Source organism: Caulobacter sp. FV2ps19, assembly GCF_058681035.1.
The window spans coordinates 900001-917622 of sequence record NZ_CM178729.1; the positions used below are offsets into that span (position 1 = coordinate 900001).

At 65.0% G+C, this 17622-nt stretch carries 16 protein-coding genes, 1 tRNA gene and 2 rRNA genes (1 of these 19 only partly in view); 13 read left to right on the forward strand and 6 right to left on the reverse strand.

What is annotated here, in order from left to right:
* The 3 genes from ACW18B_RS04300 to ACW18B_RS04310 all read left to right on the forward strand — a co-directional run.
* Nucleotides 1–1765 (forward strand): 23S ribosomal RNA (locus tag ACW18B_RS04300) (it extends 1025 nt beyond the left edge of the window).
* A 111-nt stretch (nucleotides 1766–1876) separates the two neighbouring features.
* A 5S ribosomal RNA gene (rrf, locus tag ACW18B_RS04305) occupies nucleotides 1877–1991 on the forward strand.
* Between the two features lie 66 nt (nucleotides 1992–2057).
* Nucleotides 2058–2134, forward strand: a tRNA-Met gene (locus ACW18B_RS04310).
* Between the two features lie 146 nt (nucleotides 2135–2280).
* On the opposite strand, the gene ACW18B_RS04315 is transcribed toward ACW18B_RS04310, so the two are convergent.
* Nucleotides 2281–2922: a 3-oxoacid CoA-transferase subunit B gene (locus ACW18B_RS04315; protein ID WP_492049834.1), complete on the reverse strand. Its 642-nt coding sequence runs from the start codon at nucleotides 2920–2922 to the stop codon at nucleotides 2281–2283.
* Complete coding sequence (locus ACW18B_RS04320) at nucleotides 2922–3632, reverse strand: CoA transferase subunit A (protein WP_492049836.1); 711 nt, start codon at nucleotides 3630–3632, stop codon at nucleotides 2922–2924. The genes ACW18B_RS04315 and ACW18B_RS04320 overlap by 1 nt, the downstream gene beginning before the upstream one ends.
* Nucleotides 3633–3743: 111 nt before the next feature.
* Between ACW18B_RS04320 and kefF the strand changes: the two genes are divergently transcribed.
* Complete coding sequence (gene kefF / locus ACW18B_RS04325; RefSeq protein WP_492049838.1) at nucleotides 3744–4328, forward strand: glutathione-regulated potassium-efflux system oxidoreductase KefF; 585 nt, start codon at nucleotides 3744–3746, stop codon at nucleotides 4326–4328.
* Nucleotides 4329–4331: 3 nt separating this feature from the next.
* Complete coding sequence (locus tag ACW18B_RS04330; protein WP_492049840.1) at nucleotides 4332–6233, forward strand: monovalent cation:proton antiporter-2 (CPA2) family protein; 1902 nt, start codon at nucleotides 4332–4334, stop codon at nucleotides 6231–6233.
* A gap of 55 nt (nucleotides 6234–6288) precedes the next feature.
* Here ACW18B_RS04330 and ACW18B_RS04335 read toward each other — a convergent pair whose 3' ends face one another.
* Nucleotides 6289–6993, reverse strand: coding sequence for a YiaD family glycine zipper/OmpA-like lipoprotein (locus tag ACW18B_RS04335; RefSeq protein ID WP_492051596.1), 705 nt, complete (start codon nucleotides 6991–6993; stop codon nucleotides 6289–6291).
* Between the two features lie 206 nt (nucleotides 6994–7199).
* On the opposite strand from ACW18B_RS04335, the gene ACW18B_RS04340 reads away from it, so the two are divergent.
* Nucleotides 7200–8135: an isopenicillin N synthase family dioxygenase gene (locus ACW18B_RS04340; protein ID WP_492049842.1), complete on the forward strand. Its 936-nt coding sequence runs from the start codon at nucleotides 7200–7202 to the stop codon at nucleotides 8133–8135.
* Between the two features lie 57 nt (nucleotides 8136–8192).
* Here the strand turns inward: ACW18B_RS04340 and ACW18B_RS04345 are convergent, their stop codons facing one another.
* Nucleotides 8193–10049: a TadE/TadG family type IV pilus assembly protein gene (locus ACW18B_RS04345; RefSeq protein ID WP_492049844.1), complete on the reverse strand. Its 1857-nt coding sequence runs from the start codon at nucleotides 10047–10049 to the stop codon at nucleotides 8193–8195.
* Nucleotides 10050–10175: 126 nt separating this feature from the next.
* Here ACW18B_RS04345 and trmD point away from each other — a divergent pair, with 126 nt between their 5' ends.
* Together trmD and rplS are read left to right on the forward strand one after the other, a co-directional pair.
* Nucleotides 10176–10913, forward strand: coding sequence for a tRNA (guanosine(37)-N1)-methyltransferase TrmD (trmD, locus tag ACW18B_RS04350; RefSeq protein ID WP_492049846.1), 738 nt, complete (start codon nucleotides 10176–10178; stop codon nucleotides 10911–10913).
* Between the two features lie 3 nt (nucleotides 10914–10916).
* Nucleotides 10917–11309 (forward strand): 50S ribosomal protein L19, encoded by a 393-nt coding sequence (rplS, locus tag ACW18B_RS04355; RefSeq protein ID WP_492049848.1) that lies wholly within the window; start codon nucleotides 10917–10919, stop codon nucleotides 11307–11309.
* A 79-nt stretch (nucleotides 11310–11388) separates the two neighbouring features.
* On the opposite strand, the gene ACW18B_RS04360 is transcribed toward rplS, so the two are convergent.
* Nucleotides 11389–11520 (reverse strand): hypothetical protein, encoded by a 132-nt coding sequence (locus ACW18B_RS04360; protein ID WP_492049850.1) that lies wholly within the window; start codon nucleotides 11518–11520, stop codon nucleotides 11389–11391.
* A gap of 94 nt (nucleotides 11521–11614) precedes the next feature.
* On the opposite strand from ACW18B_RS04360, the gene ACW18B_RS04365 reads away from it, so the two are divergent.
* From ACW18B_RS04365 to leuB, 5 genes are all read left to right on the forward strand, one after another.
* Entirely contained in the window at nucleotides 11615–12583 is a 969-nt protein-coding gene (locus ACW18B_RS04365) for a LysR substrate-binding domain-containing protein (protein ID WP_492049851.1), read from the forward strand.
* 312 nt (nucleotides 12584–12895) lie between these two features.
* The gene (gene leuC / locus ACW18B_RS04370; RefSeq protein WP_492049853.1) at nucleotides 12896–14368 is read left to right on the forward strand and encodes a 3-isopropylmalate dehydratase large subunit; all 1473 of its coding nucleotides are present in this window, start codon (nucleotides 12896–12898) and stop codon (nucleotides 14366–14368) included.
* Nucleotides 14368–14976, forward strand: a complete 609-nt coding sequence (leuD, locus tag ACW18B_RS04375; protein ID WP_492049854.1) for a 3-isopropylmalate dehydratase small subunit — start codon at nucleotides 14368–14370, stop codon at nucleotides 14974–14976. Before leuC ends, leuD begins: the two co-directional genes overlap by 1 nt.
* A 136-nt stretch (nucleotides 14977–15112) precedes the next feature.
* Nucleotides 15113–15415 (forward strand): putative quinol monooxygenase, encoded by a 303-nt coding sequence (locus ACW18B_RS04380; RefSeq protein WP_492049855.1) that lies wholly within the window; start codon nucleotides 15113–15115, stop codon nucleotides 15413–15415.
* Between the two features lie 12 nt (nucleotides 15416–15427).
* A complete protein-coding gene (leuB, locus tag ACW18B_RS04385) occupies nucleotides 15428–16480 on the forward strand; it encodes a 3-isopropylmalate dehydrogenase (RefSeq protein ID WP_492049857.1) in 1053 nt (350 codons plus the stop codon).
* A gap of 87 nt (nucleotides 16481–16567) precedes the next feature.
* On the opposite strand, the gene ACW18B_RS04390 is transcribed toward leuB, so the two are convergent.
* The gene (locus ACW18B_RS04390) at nucleotides 16568–17020 is read right to left on the reverse strand and encodes a MaoC family dehydratase (RefSeq protein WP_492049859.1); all 453 of its coding nucleotides are present in this window, start codon (nucleotides 17018–17020) and stop codon (nucleotides 16568–16570) included.
* Nucleotides 17021–17622: the final 602 nt, after the last annotated feature.

A 17622-nucleotide genomic window follows, 5' to 3' on the forward strand; every position in this document is an offset into this window, starting at 1 on the left:
CCATCATCTAAGGCCCCCAAGTTCTGGCTAAGTGGGAAACGATGTGGGTTTGCTTTGACAACCAGGATGTTGGCTTAGAAGCAGCCATCATTTAAAGAAAGCGTAACAGCTCACTGGTCAAGCGAACCTGCGCGGAAAATGTAACGGGGCTCAAGCCAGACGCCGAAGGTATGGGTGTGCAGTTTACTGCACGCGGTAGCGGAGCGTTCCGTAAGCCGTTGAAGGTCAGGCGTGAGCCTGGCTGGAGGTATCGGAAGTGAGAATGCTGACATGAGTAGCGATAAAGAGTGTGAGAGACACTCTCGCCGAAAGCCCAAGGGTTCCTGCGTAAAGCTAATCTGCGCAGGGTTAGTCGGCCCCTAAGGCGAGGCCGAAAGGCGTAGTCGATGGGAATCAGGTGAATATTCCTGAACCAGTTGGAAGTGACGGATCTGGTAAATTGTCTAGGCTTATTGGATTGCTCTGGGCAGTGAACAGGTCCCTGGAAATAACTCCAACGGAGACCGTACCCGAAACCGACACAGGTGGGCAGGTAGAGTATACCAAGGCGCTTGAGAGAACCATGCTGAAGGAACTCGGCAAATTGCACGCGTAACTTCGGGATAAGCGTGACTCTGCTTTGGGCAACCAGAGTAGAGTGGCACAGGCCAGGGGGTAGCGACTGTTTATCAAAAACACAGGGCTCTGCGAAGCCGTAAGGCGACGTATAGGGTCTGACGCCTGCCCGGTGCCTGAAGGTTAAAGGGAGTTGTGCAAGCAGCGAACTGAAGCCCAGGTAAACGGCGGCCGTAACTATAACGGTCCTAAGGTAGCGAAATTCCTTGTCGGGTAAGTTCCGACCTGCACGAATGGCGTAACGACTTCCCCACTGTCTCCAGCATGGGCTCAGCGAAATTGAATTCCCCGTGAAGATGCGGGGTTCCCGCGGTCAGACGGAAAGACCCTATGAACCTTTACTGCAGCTTCGCCTTGGCGTTAGCAACAACATGTGTAGGATAGGTGGGAGGCTATGAAACTCGGGCGCCAGTTCGAGTGGAGCCATCCTTGAAATACCACCCTTATTGTTGTTGACGTCTAACCGCGGCCCGTTATCCGGGTCCGGGACATGGCGTGGCGGGCAGTTTGACTGGGGCGGTCGCCTCCCAAAGTGTAACGGAGGCGCGCGATGGTGGGCTCAGACCGGTCGGAAATCGGTCGTCGAGTGCAATGGCATAAGCCCGCCTGACTGCGAGACTGACAAGTCGAGCAGAGACGAAAGTCGGCCATAGTGATCCGGTGGTCCTGCGTGGAAGGGCCATCGCTCAACGAATAAAAGGTACTCTAGGGATAACAGGCTGATTTTGCCCAAGAGTCCATATCGACGGCAAAGTTTGGCACCTCGATGTCGGCTCATCACATCCTGGGGCTGGAGCAGGTCCCAAGGGTTCGGCTGTTCGCCGATTAAAGTGGTACGTGAGCTGGGTTCAGAACGTCGTGAGACAGTTTGGTCCCTATCTGCCGTGGGTGTACGAGACTTGAGAGGATCTGTCCCTAGTACGAGAGGACCGGGATGGACACACCTCTGGTGGACCTGTCATGGCGCCAGCTGTGCAGCAGGGTAGCTAAGTGTGGACTAGATAACCGCTGAAAGCATCTAAGCGGGAAACTAACCTCAAAACAAGGTCTCGCTGAGAGCCGTGGAAGACCACCACGTTGATAGGCCAGGTGTGGAAGCGCTGTGAGGCGTGTAGCTTACTGGTACTAATAGCTCGATAGGCTTGATCGTTCTTCAGCCAAACCTATGCAAATGCTCTTTGTAGCAATCAGACATACGATGTCTTCTTCGACTTGATAACCAGAACGCCTCAGAACGTTCTGCACGCATCCTTTTTGCTGACCTGGTGGCTATGCCGGGGGTTCCCCACCCGATCCCATTCCGAACTCGGTCGTTAAGTCCCCCTGGGCCAATGGTACTTCGTCTCAAGGCGCGGGAGAGTAGGTCGCCGCCAGGTCCGCTAAAAGGATACGTCTTCAAGTCCCTTCAAAGTCCAACCCTACCAACACAATCCTCACTCTGCCGCGGGGTGGAGCAGCCCGGTAGCTCGTCAGGCTCATAACCTGAAGGTCACAGGTTCAAATCCTGTCCCCGCACCCAAGATCTGAAACGGCCTCCTTCGGGAGGCCGTTTTTGTTTGTGCGCAGAGCCAGTAAAATCGGGCCAAACAGAAACGGCGCGCACCTTCCGATGCGCGCCGCTCCATGTCTTTCCAGGAGGTCTTTCCAGGTTTCAAAGCGTCTGAGCTACAGCGCCGCCTCGAAGGCCGCCTCGGTCTTGGCCGTGATCTCCTCGACCGTGACGCCTGGGGCCAGTTCGATCAGCCGGACCGGGGTCTTGCCGCGATTGATCTCGAAGACGCCCAGCTCGGTGATCAGCAGATCGACCACGCCGGCGCCGGTCAGCGGTAGCGAACAGGCCTTCAGCAGCTTGGGCGCGCCCGACTTCTCGCAATGGTCCATGACCACCACCACGCGCTTGACGCCGGCGACCAGATCCATCGCCCCGCCCATGCCCTTGACCATCTTGCCGGGCACCATCCAGTTGGCCAGGTCGCCGGTCTCCGACACCTGCATGCCGCCCAGGATCGACAGGGCGATATGGCCGCCGCGGATCATGGCGAAGCTGTCGGCGCTCGAGAAATAGGAACTGCTGTCCAGTTCGGTGATCGTCTGCTTGCCGGCATTGATCAGGTCGGCGTCCTCTTCGCCCGCGAACGGGAAGGGCCCCATGCCCAGCATGCCGTTCTCGCTTTGCAGCGTCACGCTGATGCCGTCGGGGATGTGGTTGGCCACCAGGGTCGGGATGCCGATGCCCAGGTTCACATAGAAGCCGTCCTTCAGCTCCCTGGCCGCGCGGGCGGCGACGTCGTCGCGGGTCCAGGCCATCAGACGCTCTCCTTCTGACGGGTCGTGACCCGCTCGATGCGCTTTTCGAACTTGGCGCCCTTCAGCACCCGGTCGACATAGATGCCCGGGGTGTGGATGCTGTCCTTGTCGAGGTCGCCGATCGCGACGATCTCCTCGACCTCGACGACGCAGGCCTTGCCGGCCGTGGCCATCATCGGATTGAAGTTCCGGGCGGTCTTGCGATAGATCAGATTGCCCTCGGCGTCGGCCTTCCAGGCCTTGACGATCGACAGGTCGGCGGTGAGGCCACGCTCCATCACATAGAGCTCGCCGTCGAAATCGCGGACTTCCTTGCCCTCGGCCACCAGGGTGCCGACCCCGGTCTTGGTGAAGAAGGCGGGAATGCCCGCGCCGCCGGCGCGGATACGTTCGGCCAGGGTGCCCTGCGGATTGAACTCCAGTTCCAGCTCACCGCTGAGGTAGAGCTGTTCGAACAGCTTGTTCTCCCCCACATAGGAGCTGACCATCTTCTTGATCTGGCGGTTCTCCAGCAGGATCCCCAGGCCGAAGCCATCGACGCCGCAATTGTTGGAGACGACCGTGAGGTCCTTGACGCCCGTCTCGCGGATCGCCGCGATCAGGTTTTCCGGAATGCCGCAGAGGCCAAAGCCTCCGGCCATGATGGTCATGCCGTCGAACAGCAGCCCCGACAGGGCTGAAGCGGCGTCCTTGCTTATCTTGTCGACCATGGGTCCTCCGCATCCGGTTATTGGCGATCCGGTGTTTGGCGAAGGATCTCGCCCGGTCGCTCAAGAAATTCAACCCTTGATGAATAAATTTCCGCCACTCGGAGACATCGCGTGACGACAGAGGCTAACACCGGCGCCCTGACGCCCGCCACCTCCGGCGTGCTGCTGGTCCTGGCGCACCCGGCGCTTGAACGCTCTCGCGCCAATCGGGCCCTGGCCAAGGCCGCCAAAGGCCTTTCCTGTGTCACGTTCCGCGACCTCTATGAGACCTATCCGGACTTCGCGATCGATATCGAGGCCGAGCAGGCGTCTCTGGTGGCGCACGACGTCATCGCCCTGCAGTTTCCGCTCTACTGGTATTCGACCCCGGCCCTGATGAAGGAGTGGCTGGACCTGGTCTGGCTGCACGGCTTCGCCTATGGCCATGACGGCGTCGCCCTGCAGGGCAAACGGCTGTTTGTCGCCTGCACCACCGGCGCCAGCGCCAAGGCCTATCACGCCCAGGGCTACAATCGCTTCACGATGGACGAGTTCCTGCGGCCCCTGGAACAGACCGCGCATCTGTGTGGCATGGTCTGGGAGACGCCCTTCGTCGTGCACGGCGCGGCGGTCAAGGACGACGAGGCGCTGAAGGCCGAGGCCGACCGTTACAAGGCGCGGGTCGCCTCACTGCTCCCCACGAAGACGGAGGCCTGACCGGTGCAATCCCTCCTCACCCAGACCCTGGTCTATCTGGGCGCCGCCGTGGTTTCCGTGCCGATCGCCAAGCGGCTCGGCCTGGGCTCGGTGCTGGGCTATCTGATCGCCGGCGTGTTGATCGGGCCCTACGCCCTGTCCCTGGTCGGCGCCCAGGCCGACGTCATGAAATTCGCCGAGTTCGGCGTGGTCATCCTGTTGTTCCTGATCGGTCTGGAGGTGCGACCCTCCGCCTTGTGGCAGATGCGCAAGGCGATCTTCGGGTTTGGCGGCGCCCAGGTGGTGGGCACATCCCTGGCCATCGCCGGCGTGTCGATGCTGTTGGGGCTTCCGTGGCAGACCGCGCTGGCGGTGGGCCTGGTGCTGGCCATGTCGTCGACCGCGATCGTGCTGCAGACCCTCGACGAAAAGGGCCTGCGCCAGGGGCCCGTCGGGCGCGCGGCTTTCGGCATCCTTCTGCTGCAGGACCTGGCGGTCATTCCGATGTTCGCCCTGCTGCCGCTGCTGGCCACGGTCGCCCCGACCGCAGTCGCCGACGCAGAGGGGCACGGCGCGAGCCTGGTGGCCCATCTGCCGATCTGGGCTCAGGGCCTGTCGGTGCTGGCCGCCGTCGCCGCCGTGGTCGGCGGAGGCCGCTATCTGGTGCGGCCGCTATTCCGGTTCATCGCCGAATCGCGGCTGCGCGAGATCTTCACCGCAGCGGCCCTGCTGATCGTGGTCGGGGTCGCCAGCCTGATGCAGACGGTGGGGCTGTCGCCGGCCCTGGGCGCCTTCCTGGCGGGGGTGGTGCTGGCCGAAAGCGAGTTTCGCCGGGAGCTGGAGACCGACATCGAGCCCTTCCGGGGTCTGTTGCTGGGCCTGTTTTTCATCACCGTCGGAGCCGGGGTTGATCTGCCGCTGATCGCCCAGCGGCCCCTGACCCTGATCGGCCTGGTTCTGGGTCTGATGAGTCTGAAGTTCCTGGTCATGCTGGGCCTGGCCCGGCTGTTCGGCGCGCCCATGCGCGGCGCCGCGGCGGTGGCCACGGCCCTGGCGCAGGGCGGAGAGTTCGCCTTCGTGCTGCTGACCTTCACGGTCGGGGCGGGCGTGATCGGCGCCACCCTGGCGGCCCTGCTGACCGCGGCGGTCGCGGTGTCGATGGCCCTGACGCCCCTGGCGATGATCCTCTATGAGCGGATCGCGGCGGCCGTGGACGCCGCCATTCCGGACGTGGTTCCCGCCACCGAAGATTTCGAGGACGGCGAGCCGGAGATCATCATCGCCGGGTTTGGCCGGTTTGGTCAGATCACCGGCCGCCTGCTGACCGCCAATGGTTTCCGCTCGACGGTCCTGGACAGCGACATCGAGCAGATCGACCTGCTGCGGCGCTTTGGTCGCCGGGTCCACTATGGCGACGCCACGCGGATGGACTTGCTGCGGGCGGCCGGCATCGAGCGGGCCCGGATGCTGATCGTCGCGCTGGATGACCGGGAAAAGACCGTGGAGCTGGTCGAGACGGCCCGCGAGGCCTTCCCCGACCTGGTGATCCTGGCCCGGGCCTGGGATCGCCGCCATGCCTATGATCTGCTGGCGCATGGCGCTGACGCTGTGGAGCGCGAGACGTTCGAGTCCGCCCTGGCTCTTGGCGCGACAGCCTTGCAGAAGCTGGGGTTCCGCGCCCATCGGGCGCACCGCGCCGCCGCCTTCTTCCGCCGTCACGACCGCCGAACCTTCGAGGACCTGCGGCCGGTGTGGGGGCAGGAGGAGGCCTATATCCTCGCCTCGCGCGACGCCGCCCAGACGATGGATCGCCTGCTAGCCGCCGACCTGTCGCGAATGCGTCCTGGCGAGGGCGGCGGCGCGTGGGACACCGCCAGCCTTGAGCAGGAACTGCGCGAACGGGCCGACAGGGAAGGGGCCGAGTAGACGCCAAGCGCCCTCCCCCATTCCCGGGGAAGGGCGCTCGTCAGGCTGGCTGAGACTACTGGGTCAGCGGGCGCAGGATGATTTCCACCCGGCGGTTCTGGCTGCGGCCTTCGGCCGTGCCGTTGTCGGCGATCGGCTGGCGCTCGCCCATGCCGGCGACATAGATGCGGTCGCCCAGCACGCGGCCGGGGCCGGTCAGATAGCCGGCCACCGAACTGGCGCGGCGCTCCGACAGGGTCTGATTGTAGGCGTCAGGGCCGCTGGAGTCGGCATGGCCGACGACGTCGATCGTGGTCTGGGGATAGGCGTTGAGGGTGCGGGCCACATCGTCGAGCACGCGGGTGAACTGCGGCTGCACGTCCGACTGATCGACGGCGAAGGTCACGTCGCTGGGCATCACCAGCACGATCTGGTCGCCGTTGCGGCGGATCATCACGCCGGAGCCTTCGAGGCTGCGGCGGAAGTCAGCCTGCTGACGGTCCATATAGTTGCCGACCGCGCCGCCGGCCAGGGCGCCGATGCCCGCGCCGATCAGGGCGTTCTTGCGGCCCTGCTCGCCCGAGCTGGTGTTGGTCAGATAGCCGAGCACCGCGCCGACGCCGGCGCCGCTCAGAACGCCGGTCCCGGTGTTGTTGCGCACGGGCATGCCGGTATAGGGATCGGTGGTGGTGCAGGCGGTGAGGGCGGCGGCGCCCATCAGCAGGGCTGCGACCGCGAGGGGCGCGCGCGTCCTGGCGGCTTTCGCAACAGTCTTGTTCATCATGGCCATCGTCTTCCGTGCTCTTGGGGCGTGTTGCCGGGGCGTGTCGCCACGCTTGATCATTGACAGGGCAAACGCCCGGCCCACGGTCAAGTTCCATCATCCAACCTGACCCGGCGATGAACGGCTCTTCGCTCGGCGTCCTTCCCAGTGTAGTAAGCTGTGACTTACTAATGTCCCGACTGACTCTTGAAGGCTCTGTTCCTGTGACCACGTCCGCGATCGAACCGGTTTCATTCACGCTCTACAGCAAGGATTTCGAGGGCTTCGCCCAAGCCTTGGGGGCTTCGTTCGAACGCTACGGTTTCGCGGTGTTGTCGGAATACGACCTGGATCAGGCCCGCATCGACGCGGCCATTTCCGACACCAAGGCCTTCTTCGCCCTGCCAGAGGACATGAAGAAGCACTATGCCGGGACCAAGGGCGGCGCGCGCGGCTACATCCCCTTCGGCGTCGAGACCGCCAAGGGCGCGACCCACTATGACCTGAAGGAATTCTGGCACATGGGCCGCGACCTGCCGCCCGGCCACCGCTTCCGCGCCACGATGGCCGACAATGTCTGGCCCGCCGAAATCCCGGCCTTCAAGCACGATGTCAGCTGGCTTTACAACGCGCTGGACAGCATGGGCGGCAAGGTGCTGGAGGCGATCGCCACCTATCTGAAGCTGGATCGCAACTTCTTCGAGCCCACCGTCGAGAACGGCAACAGCGTGCTGCGTCTGCTGCACTATCCGCCCATCCCGCAGGATGCGACCGGCGTGCGGGCCGGAGCCCATGGCGACATCAACACCATCACCCTGCTGCTGGGCGCCGAAGAGGGCGGGCTGGAGGTTCTGGACCGCGACGGGCAGTGGCTGCCGATCAACCCGCCGCCGGGCTGCTTGGTGATCAATATCGGCGACATGCTGGAGCGCCTGACCAACCACGTCCTGCCCTCGACCCAGCATCGCGTGGTCAATCCGCCGCCGGAACGTCGCGGCGTGCCCCGCTATTCAACGCCGTTCTTCCTGCATTTCGCGTCGGACTACGAGATCAAGACCCTGCCCAACTGCATCACGGCCGAGAATCCGGATCGCTATCCGGAGTCGATCACGGCGGATGAATTTCTTCAGCAGCGTCTGCGCGAGATCAAGCTGGTCTGAGCCCTACCGACGTCCGAACGATCACAGGCCCCGCCGGTCCAACCGGCGGGGCCTTGGCTATTTGGAGATCCGCAGGGACGAGATGTTTTGGGCGATCGCCTTGAAGGCGACCTTCAGCTCCGCCCCGGTGGTGGGGTAGTAGGCGTGATCAGAGTCGGTGGCGCAGTCGTCGAGGAAAGCCTTGGCCGTCGCGTCGCTGCCGACGGTGAAACCGACCGTATAGAGTATGGTTTCGTTGTTCTTGTTTTTGATCGCGTCGCAAATCTTCTTAGCCTGTGAGAAGGCGTCGCCATTGGTGGCGTTGCAATTGATGTGATCTGAGTTCGACCCACTGCCTGAGCCGGCATCCTTGGCGATCACGCCGGTGCAAAACGGCGTGTTGAACGCGCCATCGGTCATCAGGATGACGACCTTCATCAGGTCCTTGGTCTTGTAGGCCGCCGGCTTCTGGCTGGCGTTGGGCCACAGATAGGCGAAGTTTGGCGAAATCATGTACCAGCCCCAGGCAAGGCCGATCTGGCCCGCCGTGGAGCCGTCGGCCGCCAGCCCCGTGATCTTGGCCTTCAGCGCCGTGCGGTCGCTGGAAAGCGGCATGATGGTTGCGTCGGGACAGGGATTGCTGGAGGCGGGGTAGGACCGCCCGACCAGAGCGGTGCTCGGGGCCGCATCGGTATAGGCCTCGGTTCCGATCCGCTCGGTGGCGCAGGTGCTCAGACCGAAGGTCACCGTGCTGTAGCTTGCGGACGTGAAGGTGAAATTGTCGCAGCCGGAATTGGTGCTGGTGTCGCATCTTGCCGTGCCGCCCGACGTGTAGGTCGCCGATCCTGGCCCCGTATCGCCCGTGTCGAATGTGGCCGGCGTCAGATAGGTGATGGACCGTTTTTGACCATTCAGCGAGGTTAGGCCTTTCATTCCGGCGAACGCGATCAGGTCGCCCGTGATAAAGCCGTGCTCCTCCGAAGTTGAGATCACCAGCGTACAGTCGTTGGTTGTGCAGCGCGTTACGGTGCCACCTGTTCCTTTACTGTAGGAATTGCTGTTGAAGCCACTGAGCTTGAAGGTGTTTGTAGCTTTGTTTGCGACGGTGAATATCCGTCCGTTCACCTGGCTCATCCCCGAGACGCCGGAAATATAGACCCGGTCGCCATTGGAGAAGCCGTGATTGTTTGATGTGACCACGGCGGTGCTGGCTTTGGAGATGGAGCTGATGGACTTGGCCGAACTCGAGGCCCACCCAGCGTCGATGATGGTCCGGACCGGAACCGCGCCGCGCACTGCATCGGCATAGGTGTCGACATTGACGCCGGCCGCATACGGCACGATCGCGATCTTGGAATAATAGGGCGTCTGGTCGTCCTTGACGATGATGTCGACCAGATCCGCAGCCGCTGTCTTAAGGTCCGTAAGCCGACTTCCCTTCATCGATCCGGTGATGTCGAGCACCAGGGCGACTTCCAGATCCTTGGACGAGCGCACGACCTCGGACGTCGCGGTGATCACGATGTCATTCTTGGTCCACAGATTGGCGATGATGGGTTTGATCGTGGCGTTGGCCGTGCCGACGATCTGGTTCTGGGCGCCGAGCTTGAAGGTGGCGTTGCTGGCGGTGACCCCCAGGTTCAGGCCCGCGACCTCCGCGAGGAAGGCCGCGTCGCCGGTGGTGTCGAGGGCGGCGTCCGTGGTGGCGGTGGACCGGGCGGCGATCAGGGTGGCGGCGTCCAGGGCGTCCTGAAGTTGACGCCGCTGGACGCTGATCCGGTTCATGTCGAGCAGGCCAAAGGCCAGGATGGCGATCGGCAGGGCCAGGAAGGCGAACTGCACCGCCACCGCGCCGCGATCGTCGCCGCGCAGGCGTCCGATCGCGCCGGTCAGGCCGGCGAAAGGGCGTCGAAGACGGCGGCTCAAGGCGATCATGGTCCGTTCCTGGCGGGTTTTGCAGCGTCACCTTCGCTCAGGAGGGTGAACAAGCCGCCAACGGGGCGGGGTGAAACGACCTTGAGCGGCTTCGACAATCGCGCCTGCTGAGGCTAAACAGCGCTCATGCCGTTCACCGCCACTGTCATGACCATGTTTCCCGAGGCCTTCCCCGGCCCCCTGGGCGTCTCGATGATCGGGACCGCCTGGAAGGAAGAAGACCTGTGGCGATTGGAAACACTGGACATTCGGGCCTTTTCCAAGGATAAGCGCGGCTTCCTCGACGACACCCCTGCGGGTGGCGGCGCGGGAGCGGTACTCAAAGCGGACGTCATCGCCGCCGCGCTGGACAGCGTGGAGGTCGGTGGGCGGCCGCTTTTGTACATGAGCGCCCGGGGTCGGCCCCTGACCCAGGCGCGTGTTCGGCAGTGGAGCGCGACGCCCGGGATCATCGTCCTGTGCGGCCGTTTCGAGGGGGTGGACCAGCGGGTGCTCGACGCCCGGGGGTTCGAGGAGGTCTCGGTCGGAGACGCGGTGCTCGCCGGTGGCGAGGCGGCGGCGATGGTCGTGATCGAGGCGTGCGTTCGACTTGCCCCGGGGGTTCTGGGGAACATCGAGAGCACGCTGGAAGAAAGCTTCGAGGACGGTCTCCTCGAGCATCCGCAATATACGCGACCGCGGACGTTCGAAGGACTGGATATCCCCGAGGTGCTGCTGTCGGGCGACCACAAGCGGGTCGCGCAATGGCGGTCCAGTATGCGTGAAGAGACCACTCGCGAGCGGCGGCCCGATCTTTGGGACGCGCATCTCGCCAATCAACAGGCAAAAGGCGGCCCGAAAACGGGTAAGCCCAAAGGAGACTGAGACATGGCGATCAACATCATCAAGCAACTCGAGCAGGAAGAATCCGCGCGTCTGCTGGCCGTCCGGGCGATCCCCGACTTCCAGGCCGGCGACACCCTGCGCGTCAACGTGAAGATCAAGGAAGGCGAGCGCGAACGCGTTCAGGCCTACGAGGGCGTCTGCATCGCCCGCGCCGGCGCCGGCATCCATGAGAGCTTCACGGTCCGCAAGATCTCGTTCGGCGAAGGCGTGGAACGTCTGTTCCCGCTGCTGTCGCCGAACATCGAAAGCATCGAAGTCAAGCGTCGCGGCGTCGTCCGTCGCGCCAAGCTCTACTATCTGCGCGATCGTCGCGGTAAGTCGGCCCGGATCGCCGAACGCCAGACCGTCCGCAAGGAAAAGGGCCCGGCAGCCTAGGCTGCGGCTTCTTTCCAGATTGGATCAAGGCCCCGGTGGAAACGCCGGGGCCTTTTTCTTGGTCCAAAGGGGTTCGGGATCAGCGGAGCGTCAGGAAGCGTCGGCCGGGTTTGGCGGCGTTGGGCGCCCTGAGGGCGGCGATGATTTCCTGCAGCATAAGCACCCAGCCAAAGGGAACCTCCTTATGGGTCTTGAAGGCTTCGTCCATCATCTCGATCTCCCGTCTCTGGCCAATGGCCCGGAAAATCGAGCTTTTGGGGCCGGGTGACAAACGGGGTCTCCTTGGGTATGCATAAAGCTGCCTTATGTCAGACATCCTCGCCACCCTGCCGCTGACGGCCCTGCGCGTGTTCGAGGCGGCCGCGCGCCTGCGCAGCTTCACCCGCGCGGCCGATGAGCTGGGCGTCACCCAGGCGGCGGTCAGCTGGCAGGTGAAGGCGCTTGAGGCGCGCCTGGGCCAGCCCCTGTTTCTGCGCCTGCCCCGCGAGGTGGCCCCCACGCCGGCGGGCGAGCGGCTGTCGCGCGCCGCCACCGAGGCGATGTCGATCCTCCGCTCGGCCGTCTCCGATCTGGTCGAGACCGAAGAGGGTGTTCTCGCCATCACCACGGTCCAGAGTCTGGGCGGGCAGTGGCTGGCGCCGCGTCTGGGCGGCTTCCAGATCGCCCATCCCCAGACCGCCGTACGGTTGGACGCCTCCAGCCGGGTCTCAGACCTTATGCGCGAGCCGGTCGACCTGGCCCTACGCGGCGGGCTGGGCCAGTGGCCGGGTCTGACCGCGCATTTCCTGATCCCCGCCGTCCAGGCCCCGCTTTGCGCGCCCAGCCTTCTGGCCCGGCTGGGCGGCCTGAAATCGCCGCAAGACCTGATCGCGGCGCCGCGCATCGGCGTCGAGCACGAGTGGCGCGAATGGTTCGGGGCCGCGGGGGTCGAGGTGGGGGCGGCGCGCGCCGTTCCGCGTCTGGCCGCCGACGCCCAGGCGCTGGAGGTGGCCAGCGCCCTGGCCGGCGATGGCGTGGCGCTGGGCTCGCCGATCTTCTTCGCCCAGGAGATCGCCCAGGGGCGGCTGGTCATGCCGTTCGATATCGTCGCCCGCTATGCTGGAGGCTACTGGCTGGCCTATCCCACGGAGCGGGCTCGGGTGCGCAAGATCGTCGCCTTCCGTGACTGGGTGCTGGCTCAGGCCGCAAAGGATCCCCTGATCGCCCGCTATGCCGCCCTGGACCCGCGCCCCCAGGCCGATAGCGCCTCGCCGCTGGAGCGCGCCAAGACCTGAAGCGCTTCTGCAACGCATCCGGGTGCAGTTGCACGCATATTGACAGGCCGGGGGTTTGGGAGGAGCATCCTCCTGCCCCCGCCGCTTTGCGACGGGCTACCAGACCGCTCCCTCTCAGGGTGTGGCCCGCTTCAGCTGGCGTTCCGCGTCACTGAGCAAAAGCGATACCAGGGCGCGCCTCGTCATTCCTGCGGGAAGAGGCGCGCCCTTTATCGGCTGGGCTACGCGCCAAGCGGACACACCCGGCAAGAATTTGTCTCCGGCCCGGTCGAAGACTGGATTTCCACGCACGATCCGCCCTATATCCCCGCCATGTCCGGCCATACCTCCCCCCAAACCTCCCCCCCAGCCTCCAGCAGGACCTTGTACGACAAGATCTGGGACACCCATGTCGTCAGCGAAGCGGGCGGAGAGGCGATCCTCTATATCGACCTGCACCTGATCCATGAGGTCACCACGCCCCAGGCCTTCGCCGGCCTGCGCGCCGCGGGCCGCAAGGTGCGTCGTCCTGATCGCACCCTGGCGGTGGCTGACCACAACATCCCGACCGAGGGGCAGGCGCTGGGCGTCGACGCTGTCGCGGACGAGGAGGCCCGTCTGCAGCTGCAGACCCTGGCCCGCAACGTCAAGGACAACGGCATCGAGTTCTTCCCGATGGGCGATATCCGCAACGGCATCGTCCACGTCGTGGGTCCCGAGCAGGGCCGCACCCAGCCGGGCATGACCATTGTCTGCGGCGACAGCCACACCTCCACCCACGGCGCCTTCGGGGCCCTGGCCCACGGCATCGGCACCTCCGAGGTCGAGCACGTCCTGGCCACCCAGACCCTGCGTCAGGAAAAGGCCCGCAACATGCTGGTCCGCGTCGACGGCCAGCTGGGGCCCGGCGTCACCGCCAAGGACGTGGCCCTGGCCGTGATCGGCGCGATCGGCACCGCCGGTGGCACCGGCTATGTCATCGAGTTCGCCGGCGAGGTCATCTCGGCCCTGTCGATGGAAGGCCGCATGACCCTGTGCAACCTGACCATCGAGGGCGGGGCCAAGGCCGGCCTGATCGCGCCGGACGACAAGACCTTCGCCTATATCCAGGGCAAGCCCGCCGCCCCCAAGGGCGCGGCCTGGGAGATGGCGCAAAACCACTGGAAGAGCTTCTTCTCCGACGAGGGCGCGGTGTTCGACCGCACCGTGGTGATCGACGGCTCGGCCCTGGTCCCGATGGTCACCTGGGGCACCAGCCCCGAGGATGTCATTCCGGTGACCGGCAATGTCCCCGATCCGGAAAGCTTCTCAACCCCCGACAAGCGCGCCGCCGCGCACCGGGCCCTGGATTATATGGGTCTGAGCGCCGGCCAGCCGATCTCGGAGGCGCGCATCGATCGCGTCTTCATCGGCTCGTGCACCAACAGCCGGATCGAGGACATGCGCGCCGCCGCGGCCGTGGTGCAGGAAGCCTTCCTGCACGGCCGTCTGGTGGCCGACCACGTCAAGGCCATGGTCGTGCCGGGCTCGGGCCTCGTGAAGGAACAGGCCGAGGAAGAAGGTCTGGACGCCATCTTCAAGGCTTCCGGCTTTGACTGGCGCGAGCCGGGCTGCTCGATGTGCCTGGCCATGAACCCCGACAAGCTGGCGCCGCACGAGCGCTGCGCCTCGACCAGCAACCGCAATTTCGAAGGCCGGCAGGGCCGCGCCGGCCGCACCCACCTGGTCTCGCCGGCCATGGCCGCGGCGGCGGCGATCGCCGGCCATCTGGTCGATGTGCGGACCTTCCTTGAGGAGACTGTCTGATGCAGGCCTTCACCCGCCTCGACGGCCGCGCCGTCCCCCTGTCGCTGGCTAATATCGACACCGACCAGATCATCCCCAAGCAGTTCCTGAAAACCGTGGACCGCGAGGGGCTGGCCAAGGGCCTGTTCTACGATTTCCGCTTCGACGGCGAAGGGAACGAGATCAAGGACTTCGTGCTCAATCGGCCGGAGTACAAGGGCTCGTCGGTCCTGATCGCCGGCGACAATTTCGGCTGCGGTTCTTCGCGCGAGCACGCCCCGTGGGCCCTGATGGATTTCGGGATCCTGTGCGTGATCTCGACCGGCTTCGCCGACATCTTCAACAACAACTGCTTCAACAACGGCCTGCTGCCGGTGGTGCTGAAGCCCGAAGAAGTCGCCGTCCTGATGGACGAGGCCAAGGGCGGCAACCACATGGTCAGCATCGACCTTGAAGCCCAGACGGTGATCTCGCCGTCGGGCCAGAGCTTCCATTTCGACATCGACCCGGTGCGCAAGGACAAGATGCTGCGCGGCCTGGACTTCATCGGCGAAACCCTGATGCACGGCGCCGATATCGACCTGTTCGAAAGCAAGCGGGCTATCGGCCAGCCCTGGCTGGAGCTGTGATCGCCGTGCGCCCTTCGAGGCCCGCTGCGCGTGCGCCTCAGGATGAGGATATCCGCAAAACCTCCCTCATCCTGAGGTGCGAGGCGAAGCCGAGCCTCGAAGGACGCACGACCTCGCCACTTTGGGACGAACGCTCATGACTATCATCCTCGCCGGCACCGTCCGCCTGCCGCCCGAACGGCTGGCCGATCTGCGGCCCCACCTGCGCGCCCAGGTCGAGGGCAGCCGCGCCGAGCCCGGTTGCCTGGACTACGCCCTGACCGAGGATCCGCTCGATCCGGGCCTGATCCGGGTCTATGAGCATTTCGTCGACGAAGACGCCCTGGCCTTCCACCGCGCCAGCCCGCACATGGCCGCCTGGCGCGCCTGCTGGCCGGCGCTTGGCGTGGGCGAGCGCCGCATGTCGTCGTTCGACGTTTCTGATTACCGCGAAATCTAAGAGAGCTTCCCGATGTCCACGCTTCTGCTTCTGCCCGGCGACGGGATCGGTCCCGAGGTCTGCGCTCAGGTGCGTCGCGTGGCCGCCGCGCTGACGCCGGACCTGATCGTCGAGGACGCCATCTATGGCGGCGCCAGCTATGACGCCCACGGAACGCCGCTGACTGACGAGGTCCGTGACCGCGCCCTGGCCAGCGACGCCGTGCTGATGGGCGCTGTCGGTGGTCCGCAATGGGCCAGCGCCCCGCGCCACCTGCGACCGGAAGCGGGCCTGCTGGCCCTGCGCAAGGCGATGGACGTCTATGCCAACCTGCGTCCGGCCTATTGTTTCGAAGCCCTGGCCGACGCCTCCAGCCTCAAGCGCGAGCTGGTCTCGGGCCTGGACATCATGTTCGTGCGTGAGCTGACGGGCGGCGTCTATTTCGGCGAGCCGCGCGGCATCACCGATCTGGGCGACGGCCAAAAGCGCGGCGTCGACACCCAGGTCTATACGACCGCCGAGATCGAGCGCGTCGCCCGCGTCGCCTTCGAGCTGGCTCGCGGCCGCTCCAACCGCGTCGCCTCGGCCGAGAAGTCCAACGTGATGGAAAGCGGTCTGCTGTGGCGGCAGGTGGTCACCGACCTGCACGCCCGCGACTATGCCGATGTTGAGCTGGAGCACATCCTGGCCGACAACTGCGCCATGCAGCTGGTCCGCGCGCCCAAGCAGTTCGACGTCATCGTCACCGACAACCTGTTTGGCGACATCCTCTCTGACGCCGCCGCCATGCTGACCGGCTCGCTGGGCATGCTGCCCTCGGCGGCCCTGGGCGCGGCGGGCAAGCCGGGCCTGTATGAGCCCATCCACGGCTCGGCCCCCGACATCGCCGGCAAGGGCTTGGCCAATCCCCTGGCCGCCATCCTGTCGTTCGAGATGGCCCTGCGCTGGTCGTTGGGTCAGACCGAGGCGGCCGACACCCTGCTGGGCGCGGTCAAGGCGGCGCTGGACGGCGGCGCCCGCACCCGTGATCTGGGCGGGTCGCTGACGACCGTCGAGATGGGCGATGCGGTCCTGAAGGCGCTCTAGGTTTTTTTCGCATCGGTTTTGCGGAAAATCGGCGTCCACTTTTCCGCACGAAGCTTTAGACGCCCCAAGCGGCTGGAGACCGGAGGCTCAGGCCTTTGGCGGGCGGCGACGACGCGGAACCCGGACGGTGGCCTCGCCGCCCATGATCAGGTCGTCGCCGACAAAGGCCTCGCAGCTCAGAACCACGCGCGCGCTGGCTTCATCGATCGCCGCGACGGTGACGCGGGCCACCACCACGTCGCCGATCCGCACCGGCTTGTGGAAGGCCAGGGTCTGGCCCAGATAGATCGCGCCCGCGCCCGGCAGGATGGTGCCGACCACGGCGGAGCCGAACGAGGCCGACAGCAGGCCGTGGGCGATCCGGCCGCGATAGGCGGTGCGCGACGCGAAGGCCTCGTCCATGTGCACGGGGTTGAAGTCGTCAGAGGCCTCGGCAAATCGCTGGATGCGCTCTTCGGTGACGGTGACGCGCTTTTCCGCGACCATCCCGACGACAAGCTCTTCCAGAATATAGCCGCCCGAGAGATGTGGTTCGATCATAGGGGGCGGTTACCGGTCGGGCGGCGCGGTGGCTAGTGAAAATGCACGGACCGGGTGCGCGGAGGCCGGCTTTGATGTCAATGCGAGGCCTTCCAGCGGCGTTCGCATCGCCGTGAGATGTAAGGATGGCTCTCTCCGGTGCGGAGTTGCGCTTCCCCGACCGACGCCGCAGGCCCCCTCCTGACCTGCTTCGCAGGTCGTCCTCCCCCGGAGGGGGAAGATGAGATCCGCGCCCTTCATCTTCCCCCGCCGGGGGAAGACGGCTGCCCCCGGGTCGCGCGAAGCGCGCCCGAGGACAAGCTCCGCAGCCCGTAGGGGGCAAGTATGGGGATTGGGCGCAGTTTATCCCCGTCGAAGTCCGCGAAAACCTCAACCGAATCAACGCTCTAAAAATAAAGCGAGCGCGCCAATCCCCGGCGTTCAAACCGCCCGCATAATCAATCTCACCTGACAGCACGGGAAGGGCGCACGTACGGCGACCGTTGCGGCTGTCAGGGGTGGTCGAGCGGGTTGAGAGGGCGGGGGACGTAAATCCGCCTATCGGAGGAAAGCCAAAGCCTCCGCCCGTCCGAAGGTAAGTTCCGGGTCCTCCGGAATCGGCG

Coding starts and splice junctions, on each gene's coding strand:
- ACW18B_RS04315 (WP_492049834.1), bottom strand. CDS start 2,922: ATGGCCTGGACCCGCGACGACGTCGCCGCCCGCGCGGCCAGGGAGCTG.
- ACW18B_RS04320 (WP_492049836.1), bottom strand. CDS start 3,632: ATGGTCGACAAGATAAGCAAGGACGCCGCTTCAGCCCTGTCGGGGCTG.
- ACW18B_RS04335 (WP_492051596.1), bottom strand. CDS start 6,993: ATGAACAAGACTGTTGCGAAAGCCGCCAGGACGCGCGCGCCCCTCGCG.
- ACW18B_RS04345 (WP_492049844.1), bottom strand. CDS start 10,049: ATGATCGCCTTGAGCCGCCGTCTTCGACGCCCTTTCGCCGGCCTGACC.
- trmD (WP_492049846.1), top strand. CDS start 10,176: ATGCCGTTCACCGCCACTGTCATGACCATGTTTCCCGAGGCCTTCCCC.
- rplS (WP_492049848.1), top strand. CDS start 10,917: ATGGCGATCAACATCATCAAGCAACTCGAGCAGGAAGAATCCGCGCGT.
- ACW18B_RS04360 (WP_492049850.1), bottom strand. CDS start 11,520: ATGATGGACGAAGCCTTCAAGACCCATAAGGAGGTTCCCTTTGGCTGG.
- ACW18B_RS04365 (WP_492049851.1), top strand. CDS start 11,615: ATGTCAGACATCCTCGCCACCCTGCCGCTGACGGCCCTGCGCGTGTTC.
- leuC (WP_492049853.1), top strand. CDS start 12,896: ATGTCCGGCCATACCTCCCCCCAAACCTCCCCCCCAGCCTCCAGCAGG.
- leuD (WP_492049854.1), top strand. CDS start 14,368: ATGCAGGCCTTCACCCGCCTCGACGGCCGCGCCGTCCCCCTGTCGCTG.
- ACW18B_RS04380 (WP_492049855.1), top strand. CDS start 15,113: ATGACTATCATCCTCGCCGGCACCGTCCGCCTGCCGCCCGAACGGCTG.
- leuB (WP_492049857.1), top strand. CDS start 15,428: ATGTCCACGCTTCTGCTTCTGCCCGGCGACGGGATCGGTCCCGAGGTC.
- ACW18B_RS04390 (WP_492049859.1), bottom strand. CDS start 17,020: ATGATCGAACCACATCTCTCGGGCGGCTATATTCTGGAAGAGCTTGTC.